General features: G+C 51.7%; 28 protein-coding genes, 1 rRNA gene and 1 other annotated feature. Of the genes, 28 read left to right on the plus strand and 1 reads right to left on the minus strand.

The annotated features are described in order from the left end of the window. From rrf to pssA, 10 genes are all read left to right on the plus strand, one after another. Positions 1 to 78: ribosomal RNA gene (rrf, locus tag FHS18_RS35500) — 5S ribosomal RNA — on the plus strand; the annotation flags it as partial. Positions 79 to 188: 110 nt separating this feature from the next. Continuing rightward, on the plus strand, positions 189 to 563 hold the full coding sequence (locus tag FHS18_RS31095) for a hypothetical protein (protein WP_183604301.1): 375 nt from the start codon (positions 189 to 191) through the stop codon (positions 561 to 563). A 495-nt stretch (positions 564 to 1,058) separates the two neighbouring features. Next, a complete protein-coding gene (locus tag FHS18_RS31100) occupies positions 1,059 to 1,520 on the plus strand; it encodes a CtsR family transcriptional regulator (RefSeq protein WP_183604302.1) in 462 nt (153 codons plus the stop codon). Positions 1,521 to 1,651: 131 nt separating this feature from the next. Beyond that, complete coding sequence (mcsA, locus tag FHS18_RS31105) at positions 1,652 to 2,185, plus strand: protein-arginine kinase activator protein McsA (protein WP_183604303.1); 534 nt, start codon at positions 1,652 to 1,654, stop codon at positions 2,183 to 2,185. 27 nt (positions 2,186 to 2,212) lie between these two features. After that, positions 2,213 to 3,292 carry a protein-arginine kinase McsB gene (gene mcsB / locus FHS18_RS31110; RefSeq protein WP_183604304.1) on the plus strand — a complete coding sequence of 360 codons (1,080 nt, stop codon included), beginning with the start codon at positions 2,213 to 2,215 and terminating at the stop codon, positions 3,290 to 3,292. 2 nt (positions 3,293 to 3,294) lie between these two features. Next, positions 3,295 to 5,748 carry an ATP-dependent protease ATP-binding subunit ClpC gene (gene clpC, locus FHS18_RS31115; protein ID WP_183604305.1) on the plus strand — a complete coding sequence of 818 codons (2,454 nt, stop codon included), beginning with the start codon at positions 3,295 to 3,297 and terminating at the stop codon, positions 5,746 to 5,748. A gap of 188 nt (positions 5,749 to 5,936) precedes the next feature. Next, complete coding sequence (locus tag FHS18_RS31120) at positions 5,937 to 6,341, plus strand: antibiotic biosynthesis monooxygenase (protein ID WP_246428018.1); 405 nt, start codon at positions 5,937 to 5,939, stop codon at positions 6,339 to 6,341. A 136-nt stretch (positions 6,342 to 6,477) separates the two neighbouring features. Then, the gene (radA, locus tag FHS18_RS31125) at positions 6,478 to 7,845 is read left to right on the plus strand and encodes a DNA repair protein RadA (RefSeq protein WP_183604306.1); all 1,368 of its coding nucleotides are present in this window, start codon (positions 6,478 to 6,480) and stop codon (positions 7,843 to 7,845) included. Between the two features lie 12 nt (positions 7,846 to 7,857). Then, positions 7,858 to 8,928 carry a DNA integrity scanning diadenylate cyclase DisA gene (gene disA, locus FHS18_RS31130; RefSeq protein ID WP_183604307.1) on the plus strand — a complete coding sequence of 357 codons (1,071 nt, stop codon included), beginning with the start codon at positions 7,858 to 7,860 and terminating at the stop codon, positions 8,926 to 8,928. Positions 8,929 to 9,032: 104 nt separating this feature from the next. Continuing rightward, the gene (gene pssA, locus FHS18_RS31135) at positions 9,033 to 9,773 is read left to right on the plus strand and encodes a CDP-diacylglycerol--serine O-phosphatidyltransferase (protein ID WP_183604308.1); all 741 of its coding nucleotides are present in this window, start codon (positions 9,033 to 9,035) and stop codon (positions 9,771 to 9,773) included. 120 nt (positions 9,774 to 9,893) lie between these two features. Here the strand turns inward: pssA and FHS18_RS31140 are convergent, their stop codons facing one another. Further along, positions 9,894 to 10,289, minus strand: coding sequence for a nucleoside triphosphate pyrophosphohydrolase family protein (locus FHS18_RS31140; protein WP_183604309.1), 396 nt, complete (start codon positions 10,287 to 10,289; stop codon positions 9,894 to 9,896). Positions 10,290 to 10,454: 165 nt separating this feature from the next. Between FHS18_RS31140 and FHS18_RS31145 the strand changes: the two genes are divergently transcribed. The 18 genes from FHS18_RS31145 to FHS18_RS31230 all read left to right on the plus strand — a co-directional run bounded on the left by FHS18_RS31145 (position 10,455) and on the right by FHS18_RS31230 (position 24,384). Beyond that, on the plus strand, positions 10,455 to 11,549 hold the full coding sequence (locus FHS18_RS31145) for a PIN/TRAM domain-containing protein (RefSeq protein WP_409348593.1): 1,095 nt from the start codon (positions 10,455 to 10,457) through the stop codon (positions 11,547 to 11,549). A 96-nt stretch (positions 11,550 to 11,645) separates the two neighbouring features. After that, positions 11,646 to 12,344 (plus strand): 2-C-methyl-D-erythritol 4-phosphate cytidylyltransferase, encoded by a 699-nt coding sequence (gene ispD, locus FHS18_RS31150; RefSeq protein ID WP_183604311.1) that lies wholly within the window; start codon positions 11,646 to 11,648, stop codon positions 12,342 to 12,344. Positions 12,345 to 12,376: 32 nt separating this feature from the next. After that, a complete protein-coding gene (gene ispF / locus FHS18_RS31155) occupies positions 12,377 to 12,862 on the plus strand; it encodes a 2-C-methyl-D-erythritol 2,4-cyclodiphosphate synthase (protein WP_183604312.1) in 486 nt (161 codons plus the stop codon). 44 nt (positions 12,863 to 12,906) lie between these two features. Further along, complete coding sequence (gene gltX / locus FHS18_RS31160; protein ID WP_183604313.1) at positions 12,907 to 14,361, plus strand: glutamate--tRNA ligase; 1,455 nt, start codon at positions 12,907 to 12,909, stop codon at positions 14,359 to 14,361. A 509-nt stretch (positions 14,362 to 14,870) separates the two neighbouring features. Further along, the gene (gene cysE / locus FHS18_RS31165) at positions 14,871 to 15,542 is read left to right on the plus strand and encodes a serine O-acetyltransferase (RefSeq protein WP_183604314.1); all 672 of its coding nucleotides are present in this window, start codon (positions 14,871 to 14,873) and stop codon (positions 15,540 to 15,542) included. 17 nt (positions 15,543 to 15,559) lie between these two features. Further along, positions 15,560 to 16,963: a cysteine--tRNA ligase gene (gene cysS, locus FHS18_RS31170; RefSeq protein ID WP_183604315.1), complete on the plus strand. Its 1,404-nt coding sequence runs from the start codon at positions 15,560 to 15,562 to the stop codon at positions 16,961 to 16,963. A 17-nt stretch (positions 16,964 to 16,980) separates the two neighbouring features. After that, entirely contained in the window at positions 16,981 to 17,439 is a 459-nt protein-coding gene (locus FHS18_RS31175) for a Mini-ribonuclease 3 (protein ID WP_246428020.1), read from the plus strand. A gap of 33 nt (positions 17,440 to 17,472) precedes the next feature. Then, positions 17,473 to 18,225 (plus strand): 23S rRNA (guanosine(2251)-2'-O)-methyltransferase RlmB, encoded by a 753-nt coding sequence (gene rlmB / locus FHS18_RS31180; protein WP_183604316.1) that lies wholly within the window; start codon positions 17,473 to 17,475, stop codon positions 18,223 to 18,225. Beyond that, a complete protein-coding gene (locus FHS18_RS31185) occupies positions 18,226 to 18,750 on the plus strand; it encodes an NYN domain-containing protein (protein WP_183604317.1) in 525 nt (174 codons plus the stop codon). A 290-nt stretch (positions 18,751 to 19,040) separates the two neighbouring features. Continuing rightward, on the plus strand, positions 19,041 to 19,691 hold the full coding sequence (sigH, locus tag FHS18_RS31190) for an RNA polymerase sporulation sigma factor SigH (protein ID WP_183604318.1): 651 nt from the start codon (positions 19,041 to 19,043) through the stop codon (positions 19,689 to 19,691). Between the two features lie 456 nt (positions 19,692 to 20,147). After that, positions 20,148 to 20,297: a 50S ribosomal protein L33 gene (gene rpmG / locus FHS18_RS31195; RefSeq protein WP_183604319.1), complete on the plus strand. Its 150-nt coding sequence runs from the start codon at positions 20,148 to 20,150 to the stop codon at positions 20,295 to 20,297. 17 nt (positions 20,298 to 20,314) lie between these two features. After that, positions 20,315 to 20,524: a preprotein translocase subunit SecE gene (gene secE / locus FHS18_RS31200; protein ID WP_183604320.1), complete on the plus strand. Its 210-nt coding sequence runs from the start codon at positions 20,315 to 20,317 to the stop codon at positions 20,522 to 20,524. Between the two features lie 23 nt (positions 20,525 to 20,547). Next, the gene (gene nusG / locus FHS18_RS31205) at positions 20,548 to 21,081 is read left to right on the plus strand and encodes a transcription termination/antitermination protein NusG (RefSeq protein WP_183604321.1); all 534 of its coding nucleotides are present in this window, start codon (positions 20,548 to 20,550) and stop codon (positions 21,079 to 21,081) included. Between the two features lie 94 nt (positions 21,082 to 21,175). Further along, the gene (rplK, locus tag FHS18_RS31210) at positions 21,176 to 21,601 is read left to right on the plus strand and encodes a 50S ribosomal protein L11 (RefSeq protein ID WP_183604322.1); all 426 of its coding nucleotides are present in this window, start codon (positions 21,176 to 21,178) and stop codon (positions 21,599 to 21,601) included. 137 nt (positions 21,602 to 21,738) lie between these two features. Further along, entirely contained in the window at positions 21,739 to 22,431 is a 693-nt protein-coding gene (gene rplA / locus FHS18_RS31215; protein WP_183604323.1) for a 50S ribosomal protein L1, read from the plus strand. Between the two features lie 14 nt (positions 22,432 to 22,445). Further along, positions 22,446 to 22,622, plus strand: a sequence feature (ribosomal protein L10 leader region). A 59-nt stretch (positions 22,623 to 22,681) separates the two neighbouring features. Further along, positions 22,682 to 23,179 (plus strand): 50S ribosomal protein L10, encoded by a 498-nt coding sequence (gene rplJ, locus FHS18_RS31220; RefSeq protein ID WP_183604324.1) that lies wholly within the window; start codon positions 22,682 to 22,684, stop codon positions 23,177 to 23,179. Positions 23,180 to 23,254: 75 nt separating this feature from the next. Beyond that, entirely contained in the window at positions 23,255 to 23,614 is a 360-nt protein-coding gene (gene rplL, locus FHS18_RS31225; protein ID WP_183604325.1) for a 50S ribosomal protein L7/L12, read from the plus strand. A gap of 164 nt (positions 23,615 to 23,778) precedes the next feature. After that, positions 23,779 to 24,384, plus strand: a complete 606-nt coding sequence (locus FHS18_RS31230; RefSeq protein WP_183604326.1) for a methyltransferase — start codon at positions 23,779 to 23,781, stop codon at positions 24,382 to 24,384. Positions 24,385 to 24,757: the final 373 nt, after the last annotated feature.

The raw sequence follows: 24,757 nt of genomic DNA on the forward strand, positions 1-24,757 counted from the left end.
CCGAACACGACCGTTAAGCCTTCCAGCGCCGATGGTACTTGGACCGCAGGGTCCTGGGAGAGTAGGACGTCGCCAAGCACGAATGACCGACCACATCATGTGGTCGGTTTTTTGTTGTCTTCGAATAGATCGGCAGTGAACTCGAAACAATAAGGACGCTCATTCAGGTTGAAGGAAGAGGTGTCCTTATGAAGGAAAGAAGCTTATTGGCTTATTTCAATACGGAAGATCAAGCGCAACATGCTTTGAAGGAAATGAAAGGACTACGTATTATCGCCTCTCGAATCGATCGTTTCGATGGCTTTGCGGGAAACGGAAGCGATCGGATACGTAATCCGATTACCGGTGATATTCCGGGACTGGGATACCTGACGCTCAATGGTGATTTTGATGATCGCGACGCGGCCATACTTGCAGCCACTCATGTTAGCGCAAGCGGTTTAAGCTCTGGTGGTCGGGATAATCAAGTTACGGGCCGGGATATTCTGTTGACCGTCGTAATTGAAGAATCCGATCTAGAGATGGCAGCTCATATCGCACAAGAAAATGGAGCTTTACTATAACGGAACGACCGTGAAATCCGATCTTTGATCGGATTTTTACGTTTTGCAGGTTAAATTTCGAGAACGTTATGAAGTTCGCGATTAATGGAAACTATGAATAGTAAATAGACGATAGAAAGTATTATATGGTTATCTCACATACGTAGGCCAGATTATCGGAACATATCAGGAACGGCGGCATCTTATGCAAATAGAGGTCCTTATAATCGCCTATAGCCCGTTTAGCACAATGAAAAATAAGGGTAATTAGTAAAGGACCATTTCATTCATTTGGCATGAGCACGGAGGATGATGCGAGGCGTATAAATGAGCGCCAACCGCCCAAGCTAGTAAAGGTATTGAAAAGCGCGGCGAGGACTCTTGACCTTTTGGTAAAATCGCGTATAATTGAATCAAAGTCAAAGAAAGTCAAAGTCAACGAAATCTGATTAATTTGACTTTTCCGGTATTATACCGGCGGAATCGTTGTTTGTCAGCTGTAGGGAGGTTGGCGGCATGCGCAACATTTCCGATCTAATCGAGCAATTTTTGAAGGGGTTACTTCAGGAGAGCCCGGAAGGCGCAGTCGAGATTCAGCGTAACGAACTTGCAGATCGGTTCTCTTGTGTTCCTTCGCAGATCAATTACGTCATCAGCACCCGCTTTACATTGGAGAAGGGCTATTTGGTCGAGAGTAAGCGGGGTGGCGGCGGTTATATCCGAATTCAAAGGGTTGAGCTGCCTACACTGAAGACGATACAAGGGCATATTGCCCAGACGATCGGCAACGAAGTGGATCAAGGGACTGCTGAAGGATTGATTTATCAATTGGAAGAAGCAGAAATGATCTCCAAGCGTGAAGCGAATCTGTTGCGAGCCGCTGTATCACGGGATGTTATCTCATTGAAATTACCCTTGCGAGACGAAGTTCGGGCCAGATTGCTCAAAGCCATGCTTATTACGCTTCTTATGAAATAAGAACGACTTTGTTCTCAATCTGAGGCTGCCTGAAGCCTCGAGCATCAGCAGCGGTTAGAAGCGTAGCTTGATGTGTATGCTTTCGAAGCAAGTTTTGCGTGCTGCAGAACTTTTAGGAGGGATCATGCACTATGCTTTGCCAGGAATGCGGCAAGCGGCCTGCATCATTGCATTTCACGAAAATTGTAGGCGGCGAGAAAACGGAATTTCATATTTGTGAGTCCTGTGCTCGTGAGAAAGGCGAAGGCATACCGGGTACGACGAATGGATTCTCCATTCACAGCCTGCTGTCCGGTTTGCTGGACTTTGAGCCTTCTGGCGGTGCAAGCGGCGCTGGGCCGGGTTACCAAGCGAAGGGTCAGACCATTCGTTGCGATAATTGCGGCTTAACTTATGCTCAATTCAGCAAGATGGGACGATTTGGATGCAGCAAGTGCTATTCACAATTTGGTGACAAGTTGGACCCGATTCTTAAAAGGGTGCACGGTAACGCGGTTCATGTCGGCAAAGTGCCTAAGCGTTCTGGAACCAGAATTAAATTGAAGCGTGAAATCGAGAGTCTCAGGCGCGAGCTTCATGAACGCATCGAGCGTGAAGAATTCGAGAACGCCGCTCAAATCCGCGACCGGATCAGGGAGTTGGAACGAAGCGTTGCCGAAGGGTAGCACGAGCTTGCTGAAAGGAGAATCGCCTTGTCGAAACGTTCTTTTGCCCAGCATGCACTAAGTGATTGGATGCAGGGGACTGGGCCAGAAGCTGATATCGTCATCAGCAGCCGAATTCGAATCGCCCGGAATTTACGGGGACTTCCTTTCCCCATGCTCGCTACAAACCAACAGTCAGAGGATGTTATGGAACGGTTGACGGCTGTTCCAGAGACAGGGCGATTGAACGCAGTTGGGAAGTTCGAGACGATCCGTCTGTCGGATCTGAGCGAGTTGGAGCGAAGAGTATTGGTGGAGAAGCATCTCATTAGTCCGAATTTGGCCAATGAGTCAAGAGGCGGCGCCGTCATTCTAAGCGATAACGAATCGGTTAGCATCATGGTGAATGAAGAGGATCATTTGCGGATCCAATGTTTGTATCCGGGGTTTCAAATTTCAGAGGCCTGGGAATTGGCAAGTCGCATTGATGATATATTTGAAGAGGTTGCCGATTATGCTTTCGACGAGCGAAGAGGCTTCCTGACCAGCTGCCCGACGAATGTCGGCACTGGAATCCGCGCATCTGTCATGATGCATCTGCCTGGTCTTGTACTGACACAGCAGATCAACCGCATATTATCTGCTATAACGCAGGTTGGACTTGCGGTTCGAGGCATCTATGGGGAAGGCAGTGAAGCGCTGGGTAATTTGTTCCAGATCTCGAACCAAATTACACTCGGTCAATCCGAGGGGGAGATTATCGAGAATCTCCACAGCGTAGCGAAGCAAATCATCGATCACGAGCGTGCGGCCAGAGAGCGAATGGTGCATGAGTCCAGAATCAGACTGGAAGACCGGGTGTTCCGGTCTTACGGGATCCTATCTCATGCGTCCATTATGGATTCCAAGGAATCGGCTCAACGGCTATCCGATGTCAGGTTAGGGATTGATTTGGGCCTGATTCAGGATGTAACGCCACGGATGATGAATGAATTATTGGTTTTAACGCAGCCAGGTTTCCTGCAGCAGAACTCCGGCGAGAAGCTGAGCGCTGAGCAGCGGGATATCCGCAGAGCTGAATTAATACGTCAACATTTACATCGTAAATCCGATCATGGGGGTGTGTGAACATGATGTTTGGAAGATTTACTGAACGTGCGCAGAAGGTGCTGGCACTTGCACAGGAAGAGGCAGTGCGGCTTGGTCATAACAATATCGGTACGGAGCATATTCTGCTCGGCTTGAACCGCGAAGGGGAAGGCATTGCTGCCAAAGCGCTGATTGGCTTGGGCTTAAGCTTGGAGAAGATCCAGGATGAAGTCGAGACGCTGATCGGTCGCGGACAAGAGCAGCCGACGAATATCGCTTATACGCCGCGTGCGAAGAAAGTTATCGAGCTGTCGATGGATGAAGCGCGCAAGCTCGGCCATACTTACGTGGGCACGGAGCATATCTTGCTCGGCCTGATTCGTGAAGGTGAAGGAGTCGCTGCACGCGTATTGAACAATTTGGGCATCAGCCTGAACAAAGCGCGTCAACAAGTCCTTCAACTGCTCGGCAGCAGCGAAGCGATCTCGAGCAATCATGGTACGCCTACGAATGTAAGCACGCCTACGCTTGACGGCTTAGCACGCGATTTGACCGCCTATGCCAAAGAAGGCAATCTCGATCCGGTTATCGGCCGCAGTAAAGAGATCGAGCGCGTCATTCAAGTGCTTAGCCGCCGTACGAAGAACAACCCAGTGCTCATCGGTGAGCCGGGCGTCGGAAAAACGGCGATTGCGGAAGGTCTGGCACAGAAGATCATCGCCGGCGAAATTCCGGAGACGCTTCGTGACAAACGCGTCATGACCTTGGACATGGGTTCGGTCGTTGCGGGAACGAAGTATCGCGGTGAATTCGAAGATCGTCTGAAAAAGATCATGGATGAGATTCGCCAAGCCGGCAACATCATCCTGTTCATCGACGAGCTTCATACCCTCATCGGCGCTGGCGGCGCTGAAGGCGCGATTGACGCTTCGAACATTCTCAAGCCGTCGCTTGCCCGCGGCGAGCTGCAGTGCATCGGCGCTACGACGCTCGATGAGTACCGCAAATATATCGAGAAGGATGCAGCGCTGGAACGCCGTTTCCAACCGATTACGGTCGATCAGCCTTCGCCTGAAGAAGCGATTCAGATCCTTCACGGTCTGCGTGACCGTTACGAAGCGCATCACCGCGTGAAAATTACGGATGAGGCGATTGAGCAAGCGGTCAAATTATCCGACCGTTATATCACCGATCGTTTCCTCCCGGATAAAGCGATCGATTTGATCGACGAAGCTTCTTCCAAAGTACGCCTCAAAACGTACACGGTACCGCCGAATCTGAAACAACTGGAGAACCGTCTGGAGGATATCCGCAAGGAGAAAGACTCCGCCGTGCAGAGCCAGGAGTTCGAGAAAGCAGCGGCGCTTCGCGATACGGAGCAGAAGATTCGCGAGGAACTCGACGTGACTCGCAATCAGTGGAAAGAAAAGCAAGGCCGTACCGACTCCGAGGTTACACCGGACGATATCGCTCAAGTCGTGGCAAGCTGGACGGGTGTACCGGTGAGCAAGCTGGCTGAAGAAGAGACGCAGCGCCTGCTCAAAATGGAGGATATCCTCCATGACCGCGTCATCGGCCAGACGGATGCCGTCAAAGCGGTATCCCGTGCAATCCGCCGTGCACGCGCCGGTCTGAAAGATCCGAAGCGTCCGATTGGTTCCTTCATCTTCCTCGGACCGACAGGCGTAGGTAAGACGGAACTTGCCCGTGCCCTTGCCGAGGCCATGTTCGGCGACGAGAATGCGGTAATTCGCATCGATATGTCGGAGTATATGGAGAAGCACTCGACCTCTCGTCTGGTCGGCGCGCCTCCGGGATATGTCGGCTATGAAGAAGGTGGACAGCTGACAGAGAAAGTTCGCCGCAAACCTTATTCGGTCGTCCTGCTCGACGAGATCGAGAAGGCGCATCCGGAAGTCTTCAACATCCTTCTTCAAGTGCTTGAGGACGGACGCTTGACGGATTCCAAAGGCCGCGTGGTCGATTTCCGCAATACGCTGATCATCATGACGTCGAACGTAGGCGCCGACCAAATCAAGCGGAATTCTTCGCTCGGCTTCACGGCTGTGCATGATGCCGGCCGCGACTTCTCCATCATGAAGGATAAAGTGCTGGGTGAGCTCAAAAAGAGCTTCCGTCCGGAGTTCATCAACCGAATCGACGAGACGATCGTGTTCCACTCGCTGGAGCAAGAGCATATCGCTCAGATCGTAACGCTCATGTCCGACGAGCTGCGTAAACGACTGCGTGAGCAGGAAGTTGACTTTACGCTTACGGATACGGCGAAAGCCTTCCTCGCGAAGGAAGGCTTCGACCCTCAATATGGTGCGCGTCCGCTGCGTCGTGCCATCCAGAAACATATCGAGGACCGTCTCTCAGAGGACCTGTTGATGGGCAACATCAGCAAAGGCGATACGCTCGTCATTGACGAGAAAGACGGTCAACTGACCGTCGAGCGCACGAGCTCTGCTGAAGAAGAGCCGGCGACGAAATAAATTCGATTAGGGATTCTGCCAATGAGCAGGATCCCTTTTCTTTTTGCGCGGGGCGGGAGATAGTGGTAAAATAGAAAACGGAACATATGGTCCCCTTGGAAAGGGGCAGCTACTCTTGACTCAGTCCGATTGGAATACATTGACTAAAGATATGCGTAATCTCAAAGCCCAATACGAGGAGGTTAACCATGATGATCGTAGTGACGAATACGATTAAAGTGAAGAAAGGCCATGGCGTAGAAGTGGCTGAACGCTTTCGCCGATCGAAGGGCGTTCACCTGCAGCCGGGCTTCGTCCGGATGGAAGTGATGATGACAGAAGACCTGGAAGAGATAGACGAGCTGAAGGTATGCACCACGTGGAATGATAAAGCCTCGTTCGAAAACTGGGTCTCTAGCGATAACTTCCGACAAGCGCATGTACAGCGGCGGACCGGCACGGACGGCACGGAGCAGAGTGCGCAGGCAGGACCGCACGGGACAAGCCATGGGGGTGCGGAAGGGCACAAGGCTCAGACGGAAAGCGTCATGCTGGGATCCAAGATGACGATCCATCAAGTACTCGTTAGCCGTATAGCTGGAGAAGACGAATAATACAGGTAGGCCTATGACAGCTCCCTTTTCGCCGTAGCAAGAGGGAGCTTCTCTATGCCCGAATAAAGGGTGGTCACATGAGCAGCAGTAATGGTAAACTTTTAGATGAATGTCTACACATGAGAAGGAGCCGCGGATGGCAAAACTTAAAGTGAAGTTCGCTTGTACCGATTGTGGCACGGAATCGCCGAAGTGGCTGGGCAAATGTCCAGGCTGCGGCGCATGGAACACCATGGTGGAGGAAAAGGAAACCGTTGTCAAAACACAAGGTATGGGCTCGCCGCTTATTCAGACGAAAGAAAAGCCGCGACCTATCATACACATAGAAAGCGGGCAAGAACCCCGAATCGAAACACGGCTCCAAGAACTCAATCGCGTGTTGGGCGGCGGGGTTGTACCAGGCTCGCTTATCTTAGTCGGTGGAGACCCCGGGATTGGGAAGTCTACGCTCCTTCTACAGACGTCGCATGCGCTGGCAAGCAAAGGCTTGAAGGTTCTGTACATATCGGGTGAGGAATCCGTGCGCCAGACGCGTCTGCGTGCAGACCGGCTAGGTGCGCTTACCGATAAGCTGTATGTGCTATGCGAGACGAACATGGATCAAGTGAACGACGCGATTGAATCCGTCACGCCGGATTTTCTCGTTATCGATTCCATCCAGACCGTCTATGATCCGAACGTGCAATCCGCGCCGGGCAGCGTATCGCAAGTCAGAGAGTGCACGGCTCACTTCATGAGAGTTGCGAAGATCAAAGGAATCGCGACGGTGCTCGTAGGTCATGTGACCAAAGAGGGGGCCATTGCAGGACCGCGGCTGCTGGAACATATGGTGGATTGCGTTCTTTACTTCGAAGGCGAGCGGCATCACAGCTACCGGTTGCTGCGGGCGGTGAAGAACCGTTTCGGCTCAACGAACGAAATCGGGATCTTCGAAATGGGCGAGTCGGGGCTTCGGGAAGTAACCAATCCTTCCGAGCTGTTCCTCTCCGAGCGTCCGCTTGGCGTATCGGGATCTACGGTCGTAGCCAGCATGGAAGGGACGCGTCCGGTATTGGTGGAGTTGCAGGCATTGGTGGCGACGACGAACTTCCCGTCGCCCCGCCGGATGTCGACGGGCATCGACCATAACCGGATGGCGCTGATCATCGCCGTCTTGGAGAAACGGATGGGGATGTTCCTTCAAACGCAGGATGCTTACTTGAACGTCGCCGGCGGGGTGAAGCTGGATGAGCCGGCAGTCGATCTGGCTGCGGCGGTAAGCATCGCTTCGAGCTTCCGGGATGCGCCGACCAGACCGTATGATGTTATTTTTGGCGAGATCGGGTTAACCGGTGAGGTAAGAGCCGTTGCTCGCGCTGAGCAGCGGGTGAAAGAAGCGCAGAAGCTTGGCTTTAAGCGCGTCATTATGCCGGAGAAGAGTCTGAAAGGCTGGAGTCCGCCGACTGGAATTGAGATCATTGGCGTGGAGACCGTGTCAGAAGCGCTCAAGGCAGCGTTGGGATAGAGGGGGCAGAATATGAAGGAGCCGAGTCAACAGGAAATTATGAATCAGCTGCTGCAAATGGTTGCGCCCGGCACCGCATTTCGCGATGGGCTGGATAACGTGCTGCGCGCGAAGACTGGCGCACTGCTTGTAGTAGGCTACAGTCCGGAAGTAATGGAAGTTGTCGATGGCGGCTTCTCGATCAATTGCGATTTCTCGCCGAACTATTTGTATGAGTTGGCGAAGATGGATGGCGCCATCATATTAAGTGAAGACCGTAAACGAATTTTGTATGCCAATACCCAGCTGATTCCGGACAGTTCGATATCATCCTCGGAAACCGGGATCCGGCACAGGACGGCGGAGCGGGTGGCCAAGCAAACCGGGAAGCTGGTCGTATCCATCTCGCAGCGCCGGAATGTCATCACCTTGTATCAAGGCCAACTGCGTTATTCGCTCAAGGAAATGGGCGTTATTCTCACGAAAGCGAATCAGGCGATCCAGACGCTGGAGAAGTACCGCGCGGTGCTCACTCAGTCGTTCACGAACCTATCCGCTTCCGAGTTCGAGGAGCTTGTTACGCTGCAGGAGGTTGCCCACGTCGTAAAACGGGTAGAAATGGTTATCCGGGTGAAGATGGAGATCAAACGATACGTTAACGAGCTTGGAACAGAAGGCCGTCTGATCGCCATGCAGATGGATGAGTTGGTCGGCGGCGTCGAGGAAGAGCTGTGGTTCCTGCTTAAAGACTATGCGAAGGAATCCAGCGAAGAGAAAATTCGGGAAATTCGCAATGGCATCCGCAAATTGACAGCGGAAGATCTGCTCGATATACCGCCGATCGTCAAGCTGCTCGGATACGGCGGATCCGGTGCAGAAGAGATGGTTGCGCCAAGAGGGTATCGTCTGCTTAGCAAGATCCCTCGTCTGCCGGCGGTTATAATGCACAATCTCGTGGAACACTTTGATCACTTGCCCCATATTCTAATGGCGACGATTGAAGAGCTCGATGCAGTGGACGGTATTGGGGAAGTAAGGGCCCGTGCAATCAAGGAAGGGCTCAAACGGATCCAAGAGCAGATGTTCATTGACAGGCAAATTTAAATCCCATACAATGTTAGAATGCGCCTTGGATTGGTTAGATTTTACAGATGAATGAACCGATAGTTCATTCATTTTGGGGCATAGTAAAGATGAGGTGGAGCTTAATGTTTACAAAATCGATACCGAGTCTTTTTACCGTGGCGAACTTGTTCCTAGGCATCATCGCCATCATCCTCGTCTTTCCGGAGAACGCAAGATACGATCTTGCGGCAATGATGGTCATCATTGCGATGCTGATGGATGGAGTGGACGGACGGGTCGCTCGTGCGCTGAATGCGCAAAGCGAGTTCGGCAAAGAGCTCGATTCCTTATCCGATGTCATATCGTTCGGCGTTGCGCCGGCTTTCATTATGTATAGCGTAGCGTTTCAGGAACTGAATGCTGCGCCGTCCTGGATTATCACCGCGCTCTTCCCGATCTGTGGGGCACTGAGGCTGGCCAGGTTCAATGTCATCTCCGGTGCTACGGGATACTTCATTGGACTGCCGATCCCTGCTGCAGGCGGCGTGCTCGCCACGCTGGCGCTGTTTCACAAGGAGATCCCAATCTCGATCTTGTTGGCAAGTACGCTTGTGCTCTCGTTCCTAATGGTAAGTACGGTTAAATACCCGAATTTCAAGAAGGTAGGCATTCCCCGTAATGCCATCTGGGTCGTACCGCTTGTGGTCATTGTATCGGTCGTGCTAGCGTTGTTGTTCCCGCAGCATTTGTCCAAAATCATTTTCGTACCGCTTGTTCTGTACGCCTTGTACGGCTTAAAAAAAAACGTTGATCGCCGACTTCCTTGGCGCAATCGCAAACGCCGCAAGGAAGATGACAACGTACACAGCGAGAATAGCGCTTAATCGGCGCGAACTCGCTTGGTCAATACCCGGAGAACGAATAACCGCCTTGATCCTCTAACAGAGGAACCAAGGCGGTTTTTGTTGTGCATATCGTCACGATAAGATTACCTAGATGGCGGTTTAAGTCAAATTGAAAAGTCCCAGTGTAGCACATTTGTTCGATTCGTGCGTCACCACTTCGTCGAGCTTGATATCCAACAGATTGCACATCGCGGACATATAGAAGAGATTGCGTCCGAGCTCGTTCTTAATGGCATCCTTGCAGTGCTCGCATAGCTCGCCATTAATATGGTGGTGCAGCTTCGTCTTTGCCTGTTCCAAATTGGCATCGTCCGGATATTCCTGTTTCCGTGCGTTCAATTCGATACATCCACATTCGGTAACGGATTTGGCCACGGCCCGGTTTACAGCTGCTCCGGCTTGACCGTACTTCGATAATACATCCAACAAGCTTCGGTGTCGCAACAGAAGCTCGGATACTTGCTCTTGAAATTCTGCAAGCGTAGGCGTGCTCATCGATTCCACCTCATTTCAGGATTGGCAGTGCTCCTCCTATTATAAGCCTAAGCCGTCCCGTATTTCAAAAACTGTTTTGAATCCGCAGTTTTTCCGCGAAAATTGGTCCACCCTACGGTTAACGTGCGAAAGATTGGCACATAATTGTAATGGAGGTGGATTTATGTGATGAAACGAATTATTCAAACCATTGGCTTATTGTTCGGTGCTGTAATTGGGGGGCAAATGCATAGCTGGATGAATGCCGGGGCAATCTGGACCTCGCAATCATACGCGGTTATGCAACGATCGGGGAGTTACTACATCAACGTAGGTATTGGAGCACTATGTGGTCTTGTATTGGCTTCCATGCTATCGGGGGCAATCATCCGTTTTCTCGAGCGTGGAGCAGATCGTGTTTCGGAGATGCCGACTGGGGATCTCATGGCAGGCGGAGCGGGCTTGGCAAGCGGACTTGGCATTTCAGCTTTATTGTACCCGGCTGTATCCGGTTTTAGCGGAGCGGGTCTATTCATTCCGGCGTGTATGACGTTATTCTTTGGGTATTTCGGATTGCGGCTGGGCTTAAGCAAGAAACAGGAGTTGGCCGAAGGTTTCAGCAGCTTCATGAGCATGCGCGCCAAGCCGGCGGACAATCTGGAGGACAGCACGTACGAAGAACATAAGATTCTAGATACGAGCGTTATTATCGATGGGCGGATTGCCGATATTTGCAAGACGGGGTTTATTGAAGGGACGCTCGTTATACCGGAGTTCGTCCTGGAGGAACTGCAGCATATTGCCGATTCTTCGGATCTGCTCAAGCGGAACCGCGGGCGCCGCGGGCTCGATATTCTGAACAAGATTCAGAAGGAGCTCGATGTGAAAGTTCTGATCTATGAAGGCGACATGGAAGACGGCGAAGTCGACAGCAAACTGGTGAAGTTGGCCAAAGTGCTGCATGGCAAAGTGGTCACGAACGATTTCAACTTGAATAAGGTATGCGAGCTTCAAGGCGTATCCGTGCTGAATATCAACGATCTGGCGAATGCGGTTAAGCCGGTCGTCCTGCCAGGCGAAGAAATCGTCGTACAGGTGATCAAAGACGGCAAGGAGCATGGCCAAGGCGTTGCTTATCTGGATGACGGTACGATGATCGTCGTGGAAGGCGGCAGAGACTTTATCGGCACGACGATGGAGGTTCTGGTGACCAGCGTGCTTCAAACCTCCGCGGGCCGGATGATTTTTGCCAAGCCGAAATTGTTGGAAAAAGCGCTGTAACACGGTATGATAGATACCGTATGATGTGCGCCGCTCTCCCGATAGAGCAACAGGCGAATAGCGCATCATAAGTTTACAGCGAGGCGGTTGAGAGGCATGGCAGGAACTAGCGCAGCATGGGGCGTTGTCGTGGTGGCGGCTGGGCGCGGGACGCGAATGGGAACCGCAGAGAGCAAGCAGTATTTGCTGCTGCAGGACAAGCCCGTGCTGGTACATACATTAGAGATTTTCGAATCGATGGCGGAGATCCGTGAGATCGCGCTCGTGGTGGGCAGCATGGATGTGGAGCGCTGCGAGGCGCTCGTGGCCCAGTACGGCTTGTCCAAAGTGCGGGCGGTTGTCGCGGGCGGCAGTGAACGGCAGCATTCGGTACTGCGCGGTCTGCATGCTCTGGATACCGAGTGGGTGATGGTTCATGACGGGGTTCGTCCGCTCGTCTCCCCGGCAGCTGTCCGCGCCTGCGCTGCAGCGGCTCAGCAATCTGAGGCTGCGGTACTTGCCGTACCTGTGAAAGATACCATTAAGCAAGTGAATGAGGAAGGCGTTATTGTAGCTACGCCGGATCGGAGAAGCTTGTGGGCGATTCAAACGCCGCAAGCTTTTCGTCGTGCATTGCTGCTGGAAGCCCATGAGAAGGCGGCGGACTCCGGTTTTGTCGGCACCGATGACGCTGTAGTCGTGGAGCGATTCGGCGGCGTGCCGGTCGTCGTCGCGGAAGGCGAGTATACGAACATTAAGATTACGACGCCGGAAGATATGCCGTGGGCGGAATTTTTGCTTAAGCGGCCAAAGTGATACCGAACTAGCTTGGTAGAGGAGAGATTGGAATGATTCGTGTTGGTCAAGGTTTCGATGTGCATCAGTTGGTAGAGGGGCGTCCGTGTATTATCGGCGGCGTTACGATTCCCTATGAGAAAGGTCTGCTCGGCCATTCGGACGCGGACGTGCTGCTGCATGCGATTAGCGATGCGATTCTTGGCGCGCTAGGACTTGGGGATATCGGCAAGCATTTTCCGGATACGGACGAAGCGTTCAAGGATGCGGACAGCTTGAAGCTGCTTGAAGATGTATGGAAGCTGGCGAAAGAACGGGGCTATAAGCTCGGGAACGTAGATTCCACTATAATCGCGCAGCGTCCGAAGATGGCGCCTTACATCCCGCAGATGGCAGAGGTTATCGCCAAGGCGCTCGAAGCCGAAGAGATCTCGCAAGTGAACGTGAAAGCGACGACGACCGAGCAGCTCGGCTTCCCGGGTCGGGGCGAGGGGATTGCGGCGCAATCGGTTGTCTGCCTTGTCAAGATTGTGCTATGATCGTGGGATAATGAGGAAGAGTAGTGGAAGGAGCTTATTAAGCGATGTCTGAACAAATTCGCGTCCGCTATGCGCCGTCCCCGACGGGCCATCTGCATATCGGCAATGCAAGAACGGCGTTGTTTAACTATTTGTTCGCTCGCAGCCGCGGCGGCAAATTCATTATACGGATCGAAGATACCGACGTGAAGCGCAACGTCGCAGGCGGCGAGGAGAACCAGCTGACCTACCTGAAGTGGCTCGGCATCACGTGGGATGAGAGCATTGATGTAGGCGGCGGCTATGGTCCTTACCGTCAAACCGAACGTCTCGACATTTATCGTGAGTACTGGCAGGATCTGCTTGATCGCGGCCTGGCTTACAAATGTTACTGTACCGAGGAAGAACTCGAGCAGGAGCGGGAAGAACAGATTGCGCGCGGTGAGATGCCGGGCTACTCCGGTCGTCACCGTGACCTGACGGAAGAGCAGCGCCAGGCGTTCGAGGCGGAAGGCCGCGTGCCGAGCGTGCGTTTCCGCGTACCTGCGGGCAAGACGTACACGTGGGACGATATGGTCAAAGGGACGATCAGCATCGACTCCGAAGGCACCAATGATTTCGTCATCGTGAAACGTGACGGCATTCCAACGTATAACTTCGCCGTAGCGGTAGACGATCATCTAATGGCGATCAGCCATGTGCTGCGCGGAGAAGACCATATCTCCAATACGCCGCGCCAGCTGATGATCTATGAAGCTTGCGGTTGGGAACCGCCGCAATTCGGACATATGACGCTCATCGTGAACGAGAACCGCAAGAAGCTCAGCAAGCGCGACGAGTCGATCATTCAATTCATTGAGCAATACGACGCCCTGGGCTATCTGCCGGAGGCAATGTTCAACTTCATTACGCTGCTCGGCTGGTCGCCGGAAGGCGAGCAGGAAATCTTCACGCGCGAAGAGCTCGTTAACGTATTCGACGCGTCGCGCTTGTCCAAGAGCCCGGCCGTATTCGATACGAATAAACTGAGCTGGATGAACAATGAATACATCAAGAAGACCGACGTAGCGCGTCTGGTTGACCTGTGTATCCCGCATTTGCAGCAAGCGGGCAGATTGCCGGAAGCGCTGGATGAGAGCGGACGGGAGTGGACGACCGCGCTGGTTGCGCTGTACCAGGATAAGCTGCGCTCGGCATCGGATATCGTCGCGCTCACGGAACTGTTCTTCCTGCCGGAAGTAACGGACGAAGAGGAAGCGGCGGCCGTACTCGCGGAAGAACAGGTGCCTACCGTGCTGCGTGCTTTCGCGGAGCAAGTCGAAGCGCTGGATCCGTTCGTTGAGGGCGGCATTAAGGCGGCGATCAAAGCCGTGCAGCAATCGACCGGGTTCAAAGGCAAACAGCTGTTCATGCCGATTCGCGCTGCGCTTACCGGCCAGACGCATGGCCCGGACCTGAACCAGACGATCGCGCTGCTTGGCAAGGCCAAAGTGCAAGAGCGCCTTCAGAAGCGACTCTAATCCCGGTCCATCCGGATTGCCGGTATAGGCGAATATCCCACTTGTCAGTCATCCGGGTGTCCGTTATACTTGGGGTATTATTCGTAATCGGTCAATAGCATTGATCAGGAAGTTCATTTCAAGAGAAGAATTCTCACAGAGAGGGCGACCTTTCCTATGGAGCCGCTGCTACAGGATTCAATGAAGCGGAGCTGTACGATTGGCTGGAAGTTGCCCAGAATTCCCGAAGTGAGCCTTGCGCCTGTGAGCTGCGCTCTCCGATCCGTATGACTACGGGGTAGGGAGTGCCGAATGTCTGCGTTAAAGACACGGAAGATGGATGGTTGCCCTCCAATGGGGGTACCCGAGTCCCAAGCAGAGTGGAACCGCGTATGTACGCCTCTGCAGCCATAAGGCTGCGGGGGCTTTTTGCATTATCGGCCAAGGCATCATTAAAGATTTCATGGGAAGCAAGGGATTCGTTTTTCGCTTCCGTAAAAGGCGGCCGAATCGAAAGAGGGGGTTGTACCATGTTCCGCAATATGAAGATAGATATCGAGACCGTGCTGGATAACGACCCGGCAGCCCGCAGCAAGTTTGAGGTCGTCTTTACATACTCGGGTTTGCATGCGATATGGGCGCACCGGGTAGCGCATTGGTTTTATAAGCGTAAGTGGTTTACGCTCGCCCGTTTCATTTCGCAGGTGAGCCGCTTTTTTACAGGGATTGAGATTCATCCGGGAGCTGTTATCGGGCATCGTCTGTTTATTGACCATGGCATGGGGGTCGTCATCGGCGAAACCTGTGAAATCGGCGACAATGTCGTCATCTACCAAGGTGTCACGCTCGGCGGTACGGGTAAGGAGAAAGGTAAGCGACATCCAACTATTGGCAACAATGTTGTTATTGGTTCAGGCTCGAAGGTACTCGGGTCGTTCACAGTTGGAGATAATGTGAATATCGGTTCAAATGCAGTCGTGCTGCGGGAGGTCCCATCTAATAGTACGGTCGTCGGCAACCCGGGACGGGTGGTCAAACGCAACGGTGAGCGCGTAGGGGATCGTCTTGATCATACGAATCTGCCCGATCCGGTCGTGGAGATGCTGCGCGATATGCAGCGCCAGATCGATGAGCTTAAGGCAGAGCTGAGACGGGAACGGGAGCAGACCAGGCAAGAGAGGCAAGAAGTGAGAAGCTTATAGGTGAAGGAGCAAGATTGATGACATTGCATATTTACAATACGATGACCCGGGAGCTGGAGAAGTTCGTTCCGCTTGTGCAAGGCAAGGTGAGCATGTACGTGTGCGGACCTACGGTCTACGATTACATTCATATCGGGAACGCGCGGCCTGCCATCTTCTTCGATGTCGTTCGGCGTTATTTGGAAGCAAGCGACTATGAGGTCAATTATGTGGTGAACTTTACGGATGTGGACGACAAGCTGATCCGTAAGGCCGAGCAGCTCGGATCGACGGTCCCCGAAGTGGCCGAGCGCTTCATCGCAGCCTTCAATGAGAATATTGCCGGACTCGGCATTCATAAGGCATCGATCAATCCGCGCGTAACGGAGCATATTCCGGAAATTCTCGCGTTTATCGAGCAGCTGGTGAACACAGGCTATGCCTATGAAAGCGGCGGCGACGTGTATTATCGTACGAACAAATTCACGGATTACGGTAAGCTGTCCCATCAGAACATGGATGAGCTGCAATTGGGCATACGGATCGAAGTCGATGAGCGCAAAGAGAACGGTCAGGACTTCGTGCTCTGGAAAGCCGCGAAGCCCGGCGAGATTGCCTGGGATAGCCCTTGGGGAGCGGGACGCCCGGGTTGGCATATCGAGTGCTCCGCGATGGCGCGCAAATATCTGGGCGATACGCTCGATATTCATGGCGGCGGCCAAGATTTGCAGTTCCCTCACCATGAATGCGAAGTCGCGCAATCGGAAGCCGTCACTGGCAAGCCGCTCGCGCGGTATTGGATGCACAACGGCTATATTAATATTAACAACGAGAAGATGTCCAAGTCGCTGGGCAACGGCATTACGGTCAATGAGCTGCTCAAACAGACCAAGCGCGAAGCGCTGCGTTATTTCATGCTGTCGAGCCATTACCGCAGTCCGCTCAACTTTAACGATGAGACGATCGCACAAGCCGAGAACAGCGTGGAGCGGGTTGCCAACTGCTACGGTAACTTGAATCATCGGTTGTCGGTGGCAGGCAACGTGGCTGAAGAAGATTTCGGCGCGATCGAAGAGCGCGTCACGTCGATTATCGAGCAGTTCAGAGCGAAGATGGACGATGACTTCAACACGCCGGATGCGATCACGGCGTTGTTCGATCTGGTGAGCGAGGCCAATCAATATTTGCAGCGCCCCGTGGTAACGGTGGATGCTCTGCAACTGTTCCTGGGCGCTTTCGAAGCGATGGATAATGTGCTCGGATTGCTGCCGCAGGAAGAAGAAGGACTGCTCGATGCCGATATCGATGCGCTAATCGTCGAGCGTACTGAGGCGCGTCAGGCCAAGAACTGGGCGCGTGCGGATGAAATTCGCGATTTGCTGGCTGAACAGGGCATTGTGCTGGAAGATACGCCACAAGGCATTCGTTGGAAACGGAAATGACAAGCAACATGAATAAGATGGAGCAACCGATGACGATATCGAACAATACAGGAATAATCGAAGGGCAGAACGCGGGCTTGTGGCAACACGAGCCTGCCAAATCCCCTAATTTGCTGAATCCAGTCGTGCTCGCCTACATGGGAGACGCGGTTTTCGAACTATTGGTCAGGCAATATTTGATTGCGCAGCCGAATCATAAGCCGCACCATTTGCATAAGCAAGCCACGCAATTCGTGTCTGCTAAAGCCCAGCGGATGCTGCTGGAGAAATGGACCCCGTTGCTAACGGAAGAAGAGGCGGATGTTGTGCGCAGAGGGCGCAATACCAAGTCGGGAACGCCGCCCAAGAATGCCAATGTGGCGGATTACCGGCAGGCCACGGCGCTCGAGTGCCTGGTCGGATTTTTATACTACGGGAAACGAATCGACCGACTGCAGGAGTTGATGGCCGCAGGCTTTGCGGACCATAACGGCTAGCAGGAAGCGTTCATATATTAGGAGGAAGAAGCAATGACAGAACGGGACGACTCACAAGAATGGATTGCAGGCAAGCATCCCGTCATGGAAGCACTGCGCTCCGGCCGGGAAATCAATAAAATCTGGATGACGGAGCAGGCGTTGAAAGGAGCGGGTGCGCTCGTCGCGGAAGCGAAGAATGCGGGCGTTATCATTCAGACCGTAGACAAACGCAAGCTGGACCAACTGGTCAGCGATGTACCGCATCAGGGCGTGGTCGCACAAGCGGCAGCGTATCAATACTATGAGGTGGAAGAGTTGATCGCGCGTGCCAAGGAAAGCGGCGAAACGCCGTTCTTCCTGCTGCTAGACGAAATCGAGGATCCGCACAATCTCGGTTCCATTCTGCGGACGGCCGAGTGTACCGGCGTACATGGCGTCATTATCCCAAAACGCCGTTCTGCGGCGTTGACGGCAACAGTGGCCAAAATTTCGGCAGGAGCGGTGGAATATGTGCCTGTTGCGCGCGTGACAAATTTGGCCCAGACGATCGATAAGCTCAAAGAAGAAGGGATCTGGATTGCAGGTACGGATCTTTCTGCCAAAGAGGACGTCTACAGAGCCAACTTCGATCTGCCGTTGGGCGTCGTGATCGGCAACGAGGCCAAAGGCATCGGACGGCTTATCCGCGAGAAATGCGATTTTCTCATCAAATTGCCGATGTTCGGCCAGCTGAATTCTTTGAATGCGTCGGTAGCGGCGGGCGTACTGATGTACGAAGTGGTGCGGCAGCGGCGGAGCAGATAGATGCAGCGGCGGGAAGATGTCCTGCTGGTTGATGGCTACAACATGATCGGCGCCTGGTCGATGCTGGCACGGCTGAAGGATACGAATCTGGAGGAAGCGCGGGACAAGCTGCTTGAGATGCTCGCGGATTATCAAGGTTTTACCGGGATGGAAGTGATCGTCGTGTTCGACGCGCACCAAGTACCCGGTACGGGAGCAACCTTCAAGCAGCACCGTATCACGGTCGTCTATACGAAGGAAAAAGAGACCGCGGATGCCTGCATCGAGCGGCTTGCATTGGAGAAGAGGAAGCGCAGCCGCCAAATCTATGTCGCGACGAATGACTTGGTGGAGCAGCATGTCGCGTTCGGCCAAGGAGCGCTCCGGGTAACCGCGCGCGAGTTGCTGACGGATATCCAGCAGAACCGCAAAAGCATTGAAAAAGCGCTTGAACGACCGCCTAGCCAGGTGCGCAATGAACTCGACAACAACTTGAAGATGGATGTCCGCATGAAACTCGAAAAGATGCGTCGAGGCGAACAATGAAACATTTGGAATCATATGTTAGGAATGTGTGAATATCTCTTACTTCGAAGCAACATAAGGGTCCGGTTTATCCCATTTTTACTAGATTATAAACGCCGAAACGGCCTGATCTGCATTGACGGTGCTAGGTTACATAATGTATACTGAGGCTATGTCTTTTGGCAGGTTGGTCTTGACTCTATCGTATGATTGACGAGAGGGATGACAGGCGTCTGCGGGTTATCGCAGGTCTTCGTTCCTAGTATAATAGTTATTTGCATTGCACGCCTTTCGAACCGGAGGGATTGTTCGTGAGCATCGACCTCAAAGAGTGGAAAACGCTGGACTATGACTGCAGAACGGACGAAGATATAGTAGAAGCGGTTCGTGAAGGTGATGGCGAAGCGCTGGAATATTTGATCAATAAATATAAGAATTTCGTCCGGGCTAAAGCTCGCTCCTATTTCCTCATCGGGGCCGACCGCGAAGATATCGTGCAAGAGGGCATGATTGGTCTTTACAAGGCGATTCGGGATTTCAAAGGAGACAAGCTTGCGTCATTCAAGGCGTTTGCGGAGCTTTGTATTACCAGACAGATTATAACCGCGATTAAGACGGCTACCAGGCAGAAGCACATTCCGCTTAATTCGTATGTGTCGCTGGACAAGCCGATTTATGATGAAGACTCGGATCGTACGCTGCTGGACGTCATCTGCGGTACGCGTGTATCGGATCCGGAAGAGTTGATTATTAATCAAGAAGAGTTCGTTGGCCTCGAAGATAAGATGTCGGAGATTTTGAGCGATCTGGAGCGTAAGGTTCTGATGCTCTATTTGGACGGGCGTTCTTATCAGGAAATAGCCGTCGATCTGGATCGGCACGTCAAGTCGATCGACAATGCGCTCCAGCGCGTGAAGCGCAAGTTGGAACGCTATCTGGAAGTTCGTAATATTAGCGGCTAGACTGTTGCACTGATTAAGAGCCTCATAGGCTCTTTTTTTATTGGCAAGCCGATGCGCAGGTTTGGATTTCTAGAAATTGGCCGATACTGAGAAATGCCAATAAGGATGGTTCTGATGAGAGCCGGAAATTCAGGCGTTACGCGGGTTTGAGGCCTAGGTGAACGACAAGGGAGTACCCGAAACCACGCAGAGCGGAGACAGTTTAATCGTTGACACTGTGCTATCGCTTGTGATAAAGTGTTTTGAGTAGCCCTAAATAGGTGTTTATTTATGATGGGTTTTTGAATCAGTCCTTGCTGTTCCTGATGATTGATGCTTGACCCCATATGAGAGCATCGCTTTTAGGTTAGAGTAACGGCTTTCTTTCCGGTGAATAAACCTACCTTTTATCACAGCTTTGTAGTTTGGAGCTTGATTTGGGGTTTATGTCAATTGCTAGCTCAGGAGGTGTACCGCATGCGGGTTATTATTACGTTGGCTTGCACGAACTGCAAACAAAGGAACTACGCGAGCTCCAAAAACAAACGCAATCATCCGGACCGCATCGAGATGAAGAAGTTTTGCAAGTTCTGTAACGAGCATACTCCTCATCGCGAAACGAGATAGGACCTGGAGGTGTTGACATGGCATTTCTAGCTAGGATGAAGCAAAGCTTCGGGTCGACGTTCTCCTTCTTCTCCGACAGCTTCGCAGAACTGAAGAAGGTTCGCTGGCCGAGCCGTAAAGAGCTGACAAGCTATACGCTTGTAGTGCTTGTTACGATCGTGCTAGTAACGATTTACTTCTGGGTTCTTGACATCGGTATCTCCGAATTGGTCGAACTGATTGTGTAAGAAGGGTCCGAGGGTGGCTTGTTATGGAAAAAAGATGGTATGTAGTTCATACTTACTCTGGGTATGAGAATAAAGTCAAAGCGAATCTTGAACGTCGCGTAGAATCGATGGGCATGGAAGACAAAATCTTCCGCGTGCTCGTGCCGATGGAGGAAGAAGTGGTAAACAAAGACGGGAAGAAGAAAACCGTCATGCGTAAAGTTTACCCTGGATATGTCCTTGTCGAGATGATACAGACGGATGATTCGTGGTACGTTGTTCGTAATACGCCGGGCGTGACAGGTTTTGTCGGATCCACGGGATCCGGATCGAAGCCTACTCCATTGCTGCCTGAGGAAGTAGATCAAATCCTCAAGCATATGGGAATGGAGGAGCCGAAACCGAAGATCGAATTCGATCTGAAGGAAACGGTTCGTGTCATGGTAGGTCCTTTTGCCAATTTTGTTGGCACGGTCGAAGAGATCTTGCTGGATAAGAGCAAACTCAAAGTTCATGTCAATATGTTTGGCCGGGAAACACCACTTGAGCTTGATTATACTCAGGTGGAGAAGATATAATTGTCGTTTGTAAGGTCTGATTGGTCTCCGATTAGATCACAGCTATGGATTGATTTCCTTGCTGAACGATTATTCCGTCAAGGGGGTGTACAACATGGCAAAGAAAGTCATCAAGTTGGTTAAACTGCAAGTTCCAGCGGGTAAAGCGAATCCGGCTCCGCCGATCGGTCCAGCCCTGGGTCAAGCAGGTGTAAACATCATGGCGTTTTGTAAAGAGTTCAACGCTCGTACTGCAGATCAAGCGGGTCTTATTATCCCGGTTGTTATCACTGTATTCGAAGACCGTTCCTTTACTTTCGAAACAAAAACGCCTCCGGCAGCTGTTCTCCTTCGCGTTGCTGCGAAGATCGAGAAAGGTTCCGGCGAACCAAACAAGAAGAAAGTTGCTACCGTTAAGCGTTCGACAGTTCGCGAAATCGCGGAGCAAAAGATGCCTGACCTTAACGCAGCTTCCGTTGAATCGGCAATGCGTATGATCGAAGGCACAGCTCGCAGCATGGGCGTAGTAATCGAAGACTAATTCGATCACTCGACTATCTGTGAAGGGCACGCCTGAGTGCGTTGCCTGACAATGCGGTCTATGGCCGCGTTGCGTGGGAGGATCTCTTTTTCGTAAAGAGTTTTTCCGTTAAAACCACATAAGGAGGAGCATTTCAAATGCCTAAACACGGTAAGAAATACCAAGAAGCTGCGAAGCTGATCAACAGCGAAGCAGTTTACGAAGCGCCAGAAGCAATTGAACTGGTGAAAAAAGCCGCAACTGCAAAATTCGACGAGACTGTCGAAGTTGCTGTTCGTCTGGGTGTAGACCCTAAGAAACAAGACCAAGCTGTTCGTGGTGTCGTTGTACTTCCACACGGTACTGGTAAAACTAAACGCGTACTCGTTTTCGCAAAAGGCGAAAAAGCCAAAGAAGCGGAAGCAGCGGGCGCGGATTATGTTGGCGATGCTGACGTAATCAACAAAATCCAACAAGGCTGGTTCGAGTTCGACGTTTGCGTCGCTACACCGGACATGATGGCTGAAGTTGGTAAACTGGGACGTATTCTCGGTGGTAAAGGTCTCATGCCGAACCCTAAAGCGGGTACTGTAACGTTCGACGTTACTAAAGCGGTTCAAGAGATCAAAGCCGGTAAAATCGAGTACCGTCTTGACCGTGCAGGTCAAATCCACGCTCCAATCGGTAAAGTATCCTTCGACGCAGAGAAACTGAGCGAGAACCTCAAAACGCTTATCGACGCGCTGAACCGTGCTAAACCAGCTGCAGCTAAAGGGGTTTACCTGAAAGGTATCGCAGTATCCTCGACTATGGGTCCAAGCGCGCGTGTGAACGCAGCTTCGTTCCGTTAAGGGATACCGTAACTAACATTCGAATATGCATACCGTAGACAGTAGGTGCCTTAAACGGGCTTAATTTCCTACCGAGGTGTTATGATAAAGTGTTTGTGCTGTAATCTTGCCGTTCTGGCAATGAAGACAATGAACAGACCATCATGGCCTTCGCTACAACGTTTGAAGCGGAGGCCTTTCTCATGCATCGAGGAAGCAGGAATTTGTCGAAAACACGGGATGCCTCACAATAATACAGGAGGTGTACAGTTTGGCAAACGCAAATATCATCCAAGGCAAACAACAAGCCGTTGATGAGATTACGTCGAAACTGCGCGAGAGCGCTGCTACTGTAGTAGCAGACTACCGCGGTCTGAACGTTGCGCAAGTAACCGAGCTCCGTAAACAGCTGCGCGAAGCAGGCGTTGAGTTTCAAGTATTGAAAAACTCGCTTATTCGCCGCGCTACAGCGAACGCTGAGCTTACGCAATTGGACGAAGTACTGACGGGTCCAACAGCTGTCGCATTCAGTAAAGATGATGCCGTAGCACCGGCAAAAATCTTGAACGATTTCGCGAAAAAGAATGATGCGCTGAAATTGAAAGGTGCCGTTGTAGAAGGTAACATCTACAATGCTGACCAAATCAAAGCACTGGCAGAACTTCCATCCCGCGATGGCTTGCTCTCCATGCTCCTCAGCGTACTCCAAGCTCCTATGCGCAACTTCGCCCTTGCGGTTAAAGCTGTTGCAGAGAAGCAAGAAGCTTAAGCAATTCGATCGTCGCCGGGCTATATCGGCCTGCGCTTAAAAACTAACTAAAACCAAATTTATGGAGGTTCAACCATGAGCAAAGAGCAAATCTTGGAAGCCATCAAAGGCATGAACGTTCTCGAACTGAACGATCTCGTTAAAGCAATCGAAGAAGAATTCGGCGTAACAGCTGCTGCACCAGTTGCAGTTGTAGCTGGCGGCGCAGCTGCTGAAGCTGAGCAAACTGAATTCGACGTAATCCTCAACAACGCTGGTGCTTCCAAAATCAACGTTATCAAAGTTGTTCGCGAAATCACTGGTCTTGGTCTGAAAGAAGCAAAAGACCTGGTAGACAACGCTCCAAAAGCACTGAAAGAAAAAGTAAGCAAAGAAGAAGCAGAAGCTGTAAAAGCGAAACTCGAAGAAGCAGGCGCTTCCGTAGAAGTGAAGTAATAGCTGCTTTTTGCATGGCGAACCCCTTGAAGCTTATGGCCTCAGGGGGTTCGCTTTTATTCCTAGCCCGATCGCAGCGATAAACCTTCGCCATATCACGATGCTAGGCGTCTTTGTTACGACGAATGTTTATCGTTTCGACCCTGCCAGAGAGGAGGCTTCGCGTGGCCGATCATTACTATAGCAAAACACCGACGACCAACCATGATAGACACTCTATTGAAGCAAACATTCGCGGCATCAAATTGCGTTTGACGACAGATGCCGGGGTATTCTCCAAGTCTGGTGTCGACTATGGCAGCAGAGTGCTGCTAGAGAATGTCGAGATTTCCCTACATGCAGCTGTGCTTGATGTCGGATGCGGGTACGGCCCTATCGGCCTGACGTTGGCGAAACTTGTACCTTCGGCTCATGTTACGATGATCGATGTGAACGAGCGTGCGGTACAATTGGCGCAAGAGAATGCGCGCGTGAACGGAGTGTCGAATGTAGCTATCTTGCAAAGCGACATTTATGAGAATGTCCGCAATCAGAAGTTCGATGCCATTGTGACGAATCCGCCCATTCGCGCGGGCAAAGCGGTCGTTCATCGGATCTTGGAGGAAGGGGCTGCGCTCCTTAAGCCTGGGGGTTCAATCTGGGTGGTCATTCAGAAGAAACAGGGAGCGCCATCTGCGGAAGCGAAGCTCGAAGAGGTATTTGGCAACGTAGAAGAAGTGACCAAAGATAAAGGCTATCGGATCCTTCGAGCCGTTTTGGAAGAAAAGTAAGTAGGGGAACATTTTGTTGACCTGACTTTGGCAATGTGATATAATTATAAAATGTCAGCATAAAATGGGCTCAATCTCTTTAGTCAACTAAAATGTCAAGCGAAAAATTTTATGTGAATAAGATTAGAAGCATTGACGTATAATGTTTACATTTTGGGCAAAATACTTGATATGAGACTTTTGCAAGGAACGCAGCAAGAGTGACTGACAGAAGCACGCTCTTTTTTCGAATATTCGATAAGGGCTTTTCTTTATTGAATCAGAATTTGCATGCAGTACATCACTTCCGGATCGTGCGTGATCAAGCTCGCCGCTTTAGCTGCGAGAGGTTTACGCCTGCCGGAATAATGTTGCGTTCATTTCTGTGAAGTAG

This window comes from Paenibacillus phyllosphaerae, assembly GCF_014192105.1.
GTDB classification, from domain to species: domain Bacteria; phylum Bacillota; class Bacilli; order Paenibacillales; family Paenibacillaceae; genus Paenibacillus_Z; species Paenibacillus_Z phyllosphaerae.

Coding starts and splice junctions, on each gene's coding strand:
- gltX (WP_183604313.1), top strand. CDS start 12,907: ATGTCTGAACAAATTCGCGTCCGCTATGCGCCGTCCCCGACGGGCCAT.
- FHS18_RS31095 (WP_183604301.1), top strand. CDS start 189: ATGAAGGAAAGAAGCTTATTGGCTTATTTCAATACGGAAGATCAAGCG.
- FHS18_RS31140 (WP_183604309.1), bottom strand. CDS start 10,289: ATGAGCACGCCTACGCTTGCAGAATTTCAAGAGCAAGTATCCGAGCTT.
- rplK (WP_183604322.1), top strand. CDS start 21,176: ATGGCAAAGAAAGTCATCAAGTTGGTTAAACTGCAAGTTCCAGCGGGT.
- ispF (WP_183604312.1), top strand. CDS start 12,377: ATGATTCGTGTTGGTCAAGGTTTCGATGTGCATCAGTTGGTAGAGGGG.
- mcsA (WP_183604303.1), top strand. CDS start 1,652: ATGCTTTGCCAGGAATGCGGCAAGCGGCCTGCATCATTGCATTTCACG.
- FHS18_RS31100 (WP_183604302.1), top strand. CDS start 1,059: ATGCGCAACATTTCCGATCTAATCGAGCAATTTTTGAAGGGGTTACTT.
- rpmG (WP_183604319.1), top strand. CDS start 20,148: ATGCGGGTTATTATTACGTTGGCTTGCACGAACTGCAAACAAAGGAAC.
- rplL (WP_183604325.1), top strand. CDS start 23,255: ATGAGCAAAGAGCAAATCTTGGAAGCCATCAAAGGCATGAACGTTCTC.
- FHS18_RS31175 (WP_246428020.1), top strand. CDS start 16,981: ATGGAGCAACCGATGACGATATCGAACAATACAGGAATAATCGAAGGG.
- nusG (WP_183604321.1), top strand. CDS start 20,548: ATGGAAAAAAGATGGTATGTAGTTCATACTTACTCTGGGTATGAGAAT.
- cysS (WP_183604315.1), top strand. CDS start 15,560: ATGACATTGCATATTTACAATACGATGACCCGGGAGCTGGAGAAGTTC.
- clpC (WP_183604305.1), top strand. CDS start 3,295: ATGATGTTTGGAAGATTTACTGAACGTGCGCAGAAGGTGCTGGCACTT.
- FHS18_RS31185 (WP_183604317.1), top strand. CDS start 18,226: ATGCAGCGGCGGGAAGATGTCCTGCTGGTTGATGGCTACAACATGATC.
- disA (WP_183604307.1), top strand. CDS start 7,858: ATGAAGGAGCCGAGTCAACAGGAAATTATGAATCAGCTGCTGCAAATG.
- secE (WP_183604320.1), top strand. CDS start 20,315: ATGGCATTTCTAGCTAGGATGAAGCAAAGCTTCGGGTCGACGTTCTCC.
- radA (WP_183604306.1), top strand. CDS start 6,478: ATGGCAAAACTTAAAGTGAAGTTCGCTTGTACCGATTGTGGCACGGAA.
- ispD (WP_183604311.1), top strand. CDS start 11,646: ATGGCAGGAACTAGCGCAGCATGGGGCGTTGTCGTGGTGGCGGCTGGG.
- cysE (WP_183604314.1), top strand. CDS start 14,871: ATGTTCCGCAATATGAAGATAGATATCGAGACCGTGCTGGATAACGAC.
- rlmB (WP_183604316.1), top strand. CDS start 17,473: ATGACAGAACGGGACGACTCACAAGAATGGATTGCAGGCAAGCATCCC.
- FHS18_RS31120 (WP_246428018.1), top strand. CDS start 5,937: ATGATGATCGTAGTGACGAATACGATTAAAGTGAAGAAAGGCCATGGC.
- pssA (WP_183604308.1), top strand. CDS start 9,033: ATGTTTACAAAATCGATACCGAGTCTTTTTACCGTGGCGAACTTGTTC.
- rplA (WP_183604323.1), top strand. CDS start 21,739: ATGCCTAAACACGGTAAGAAATACCAAGAAGCTGCGAAGCTGATCAAC.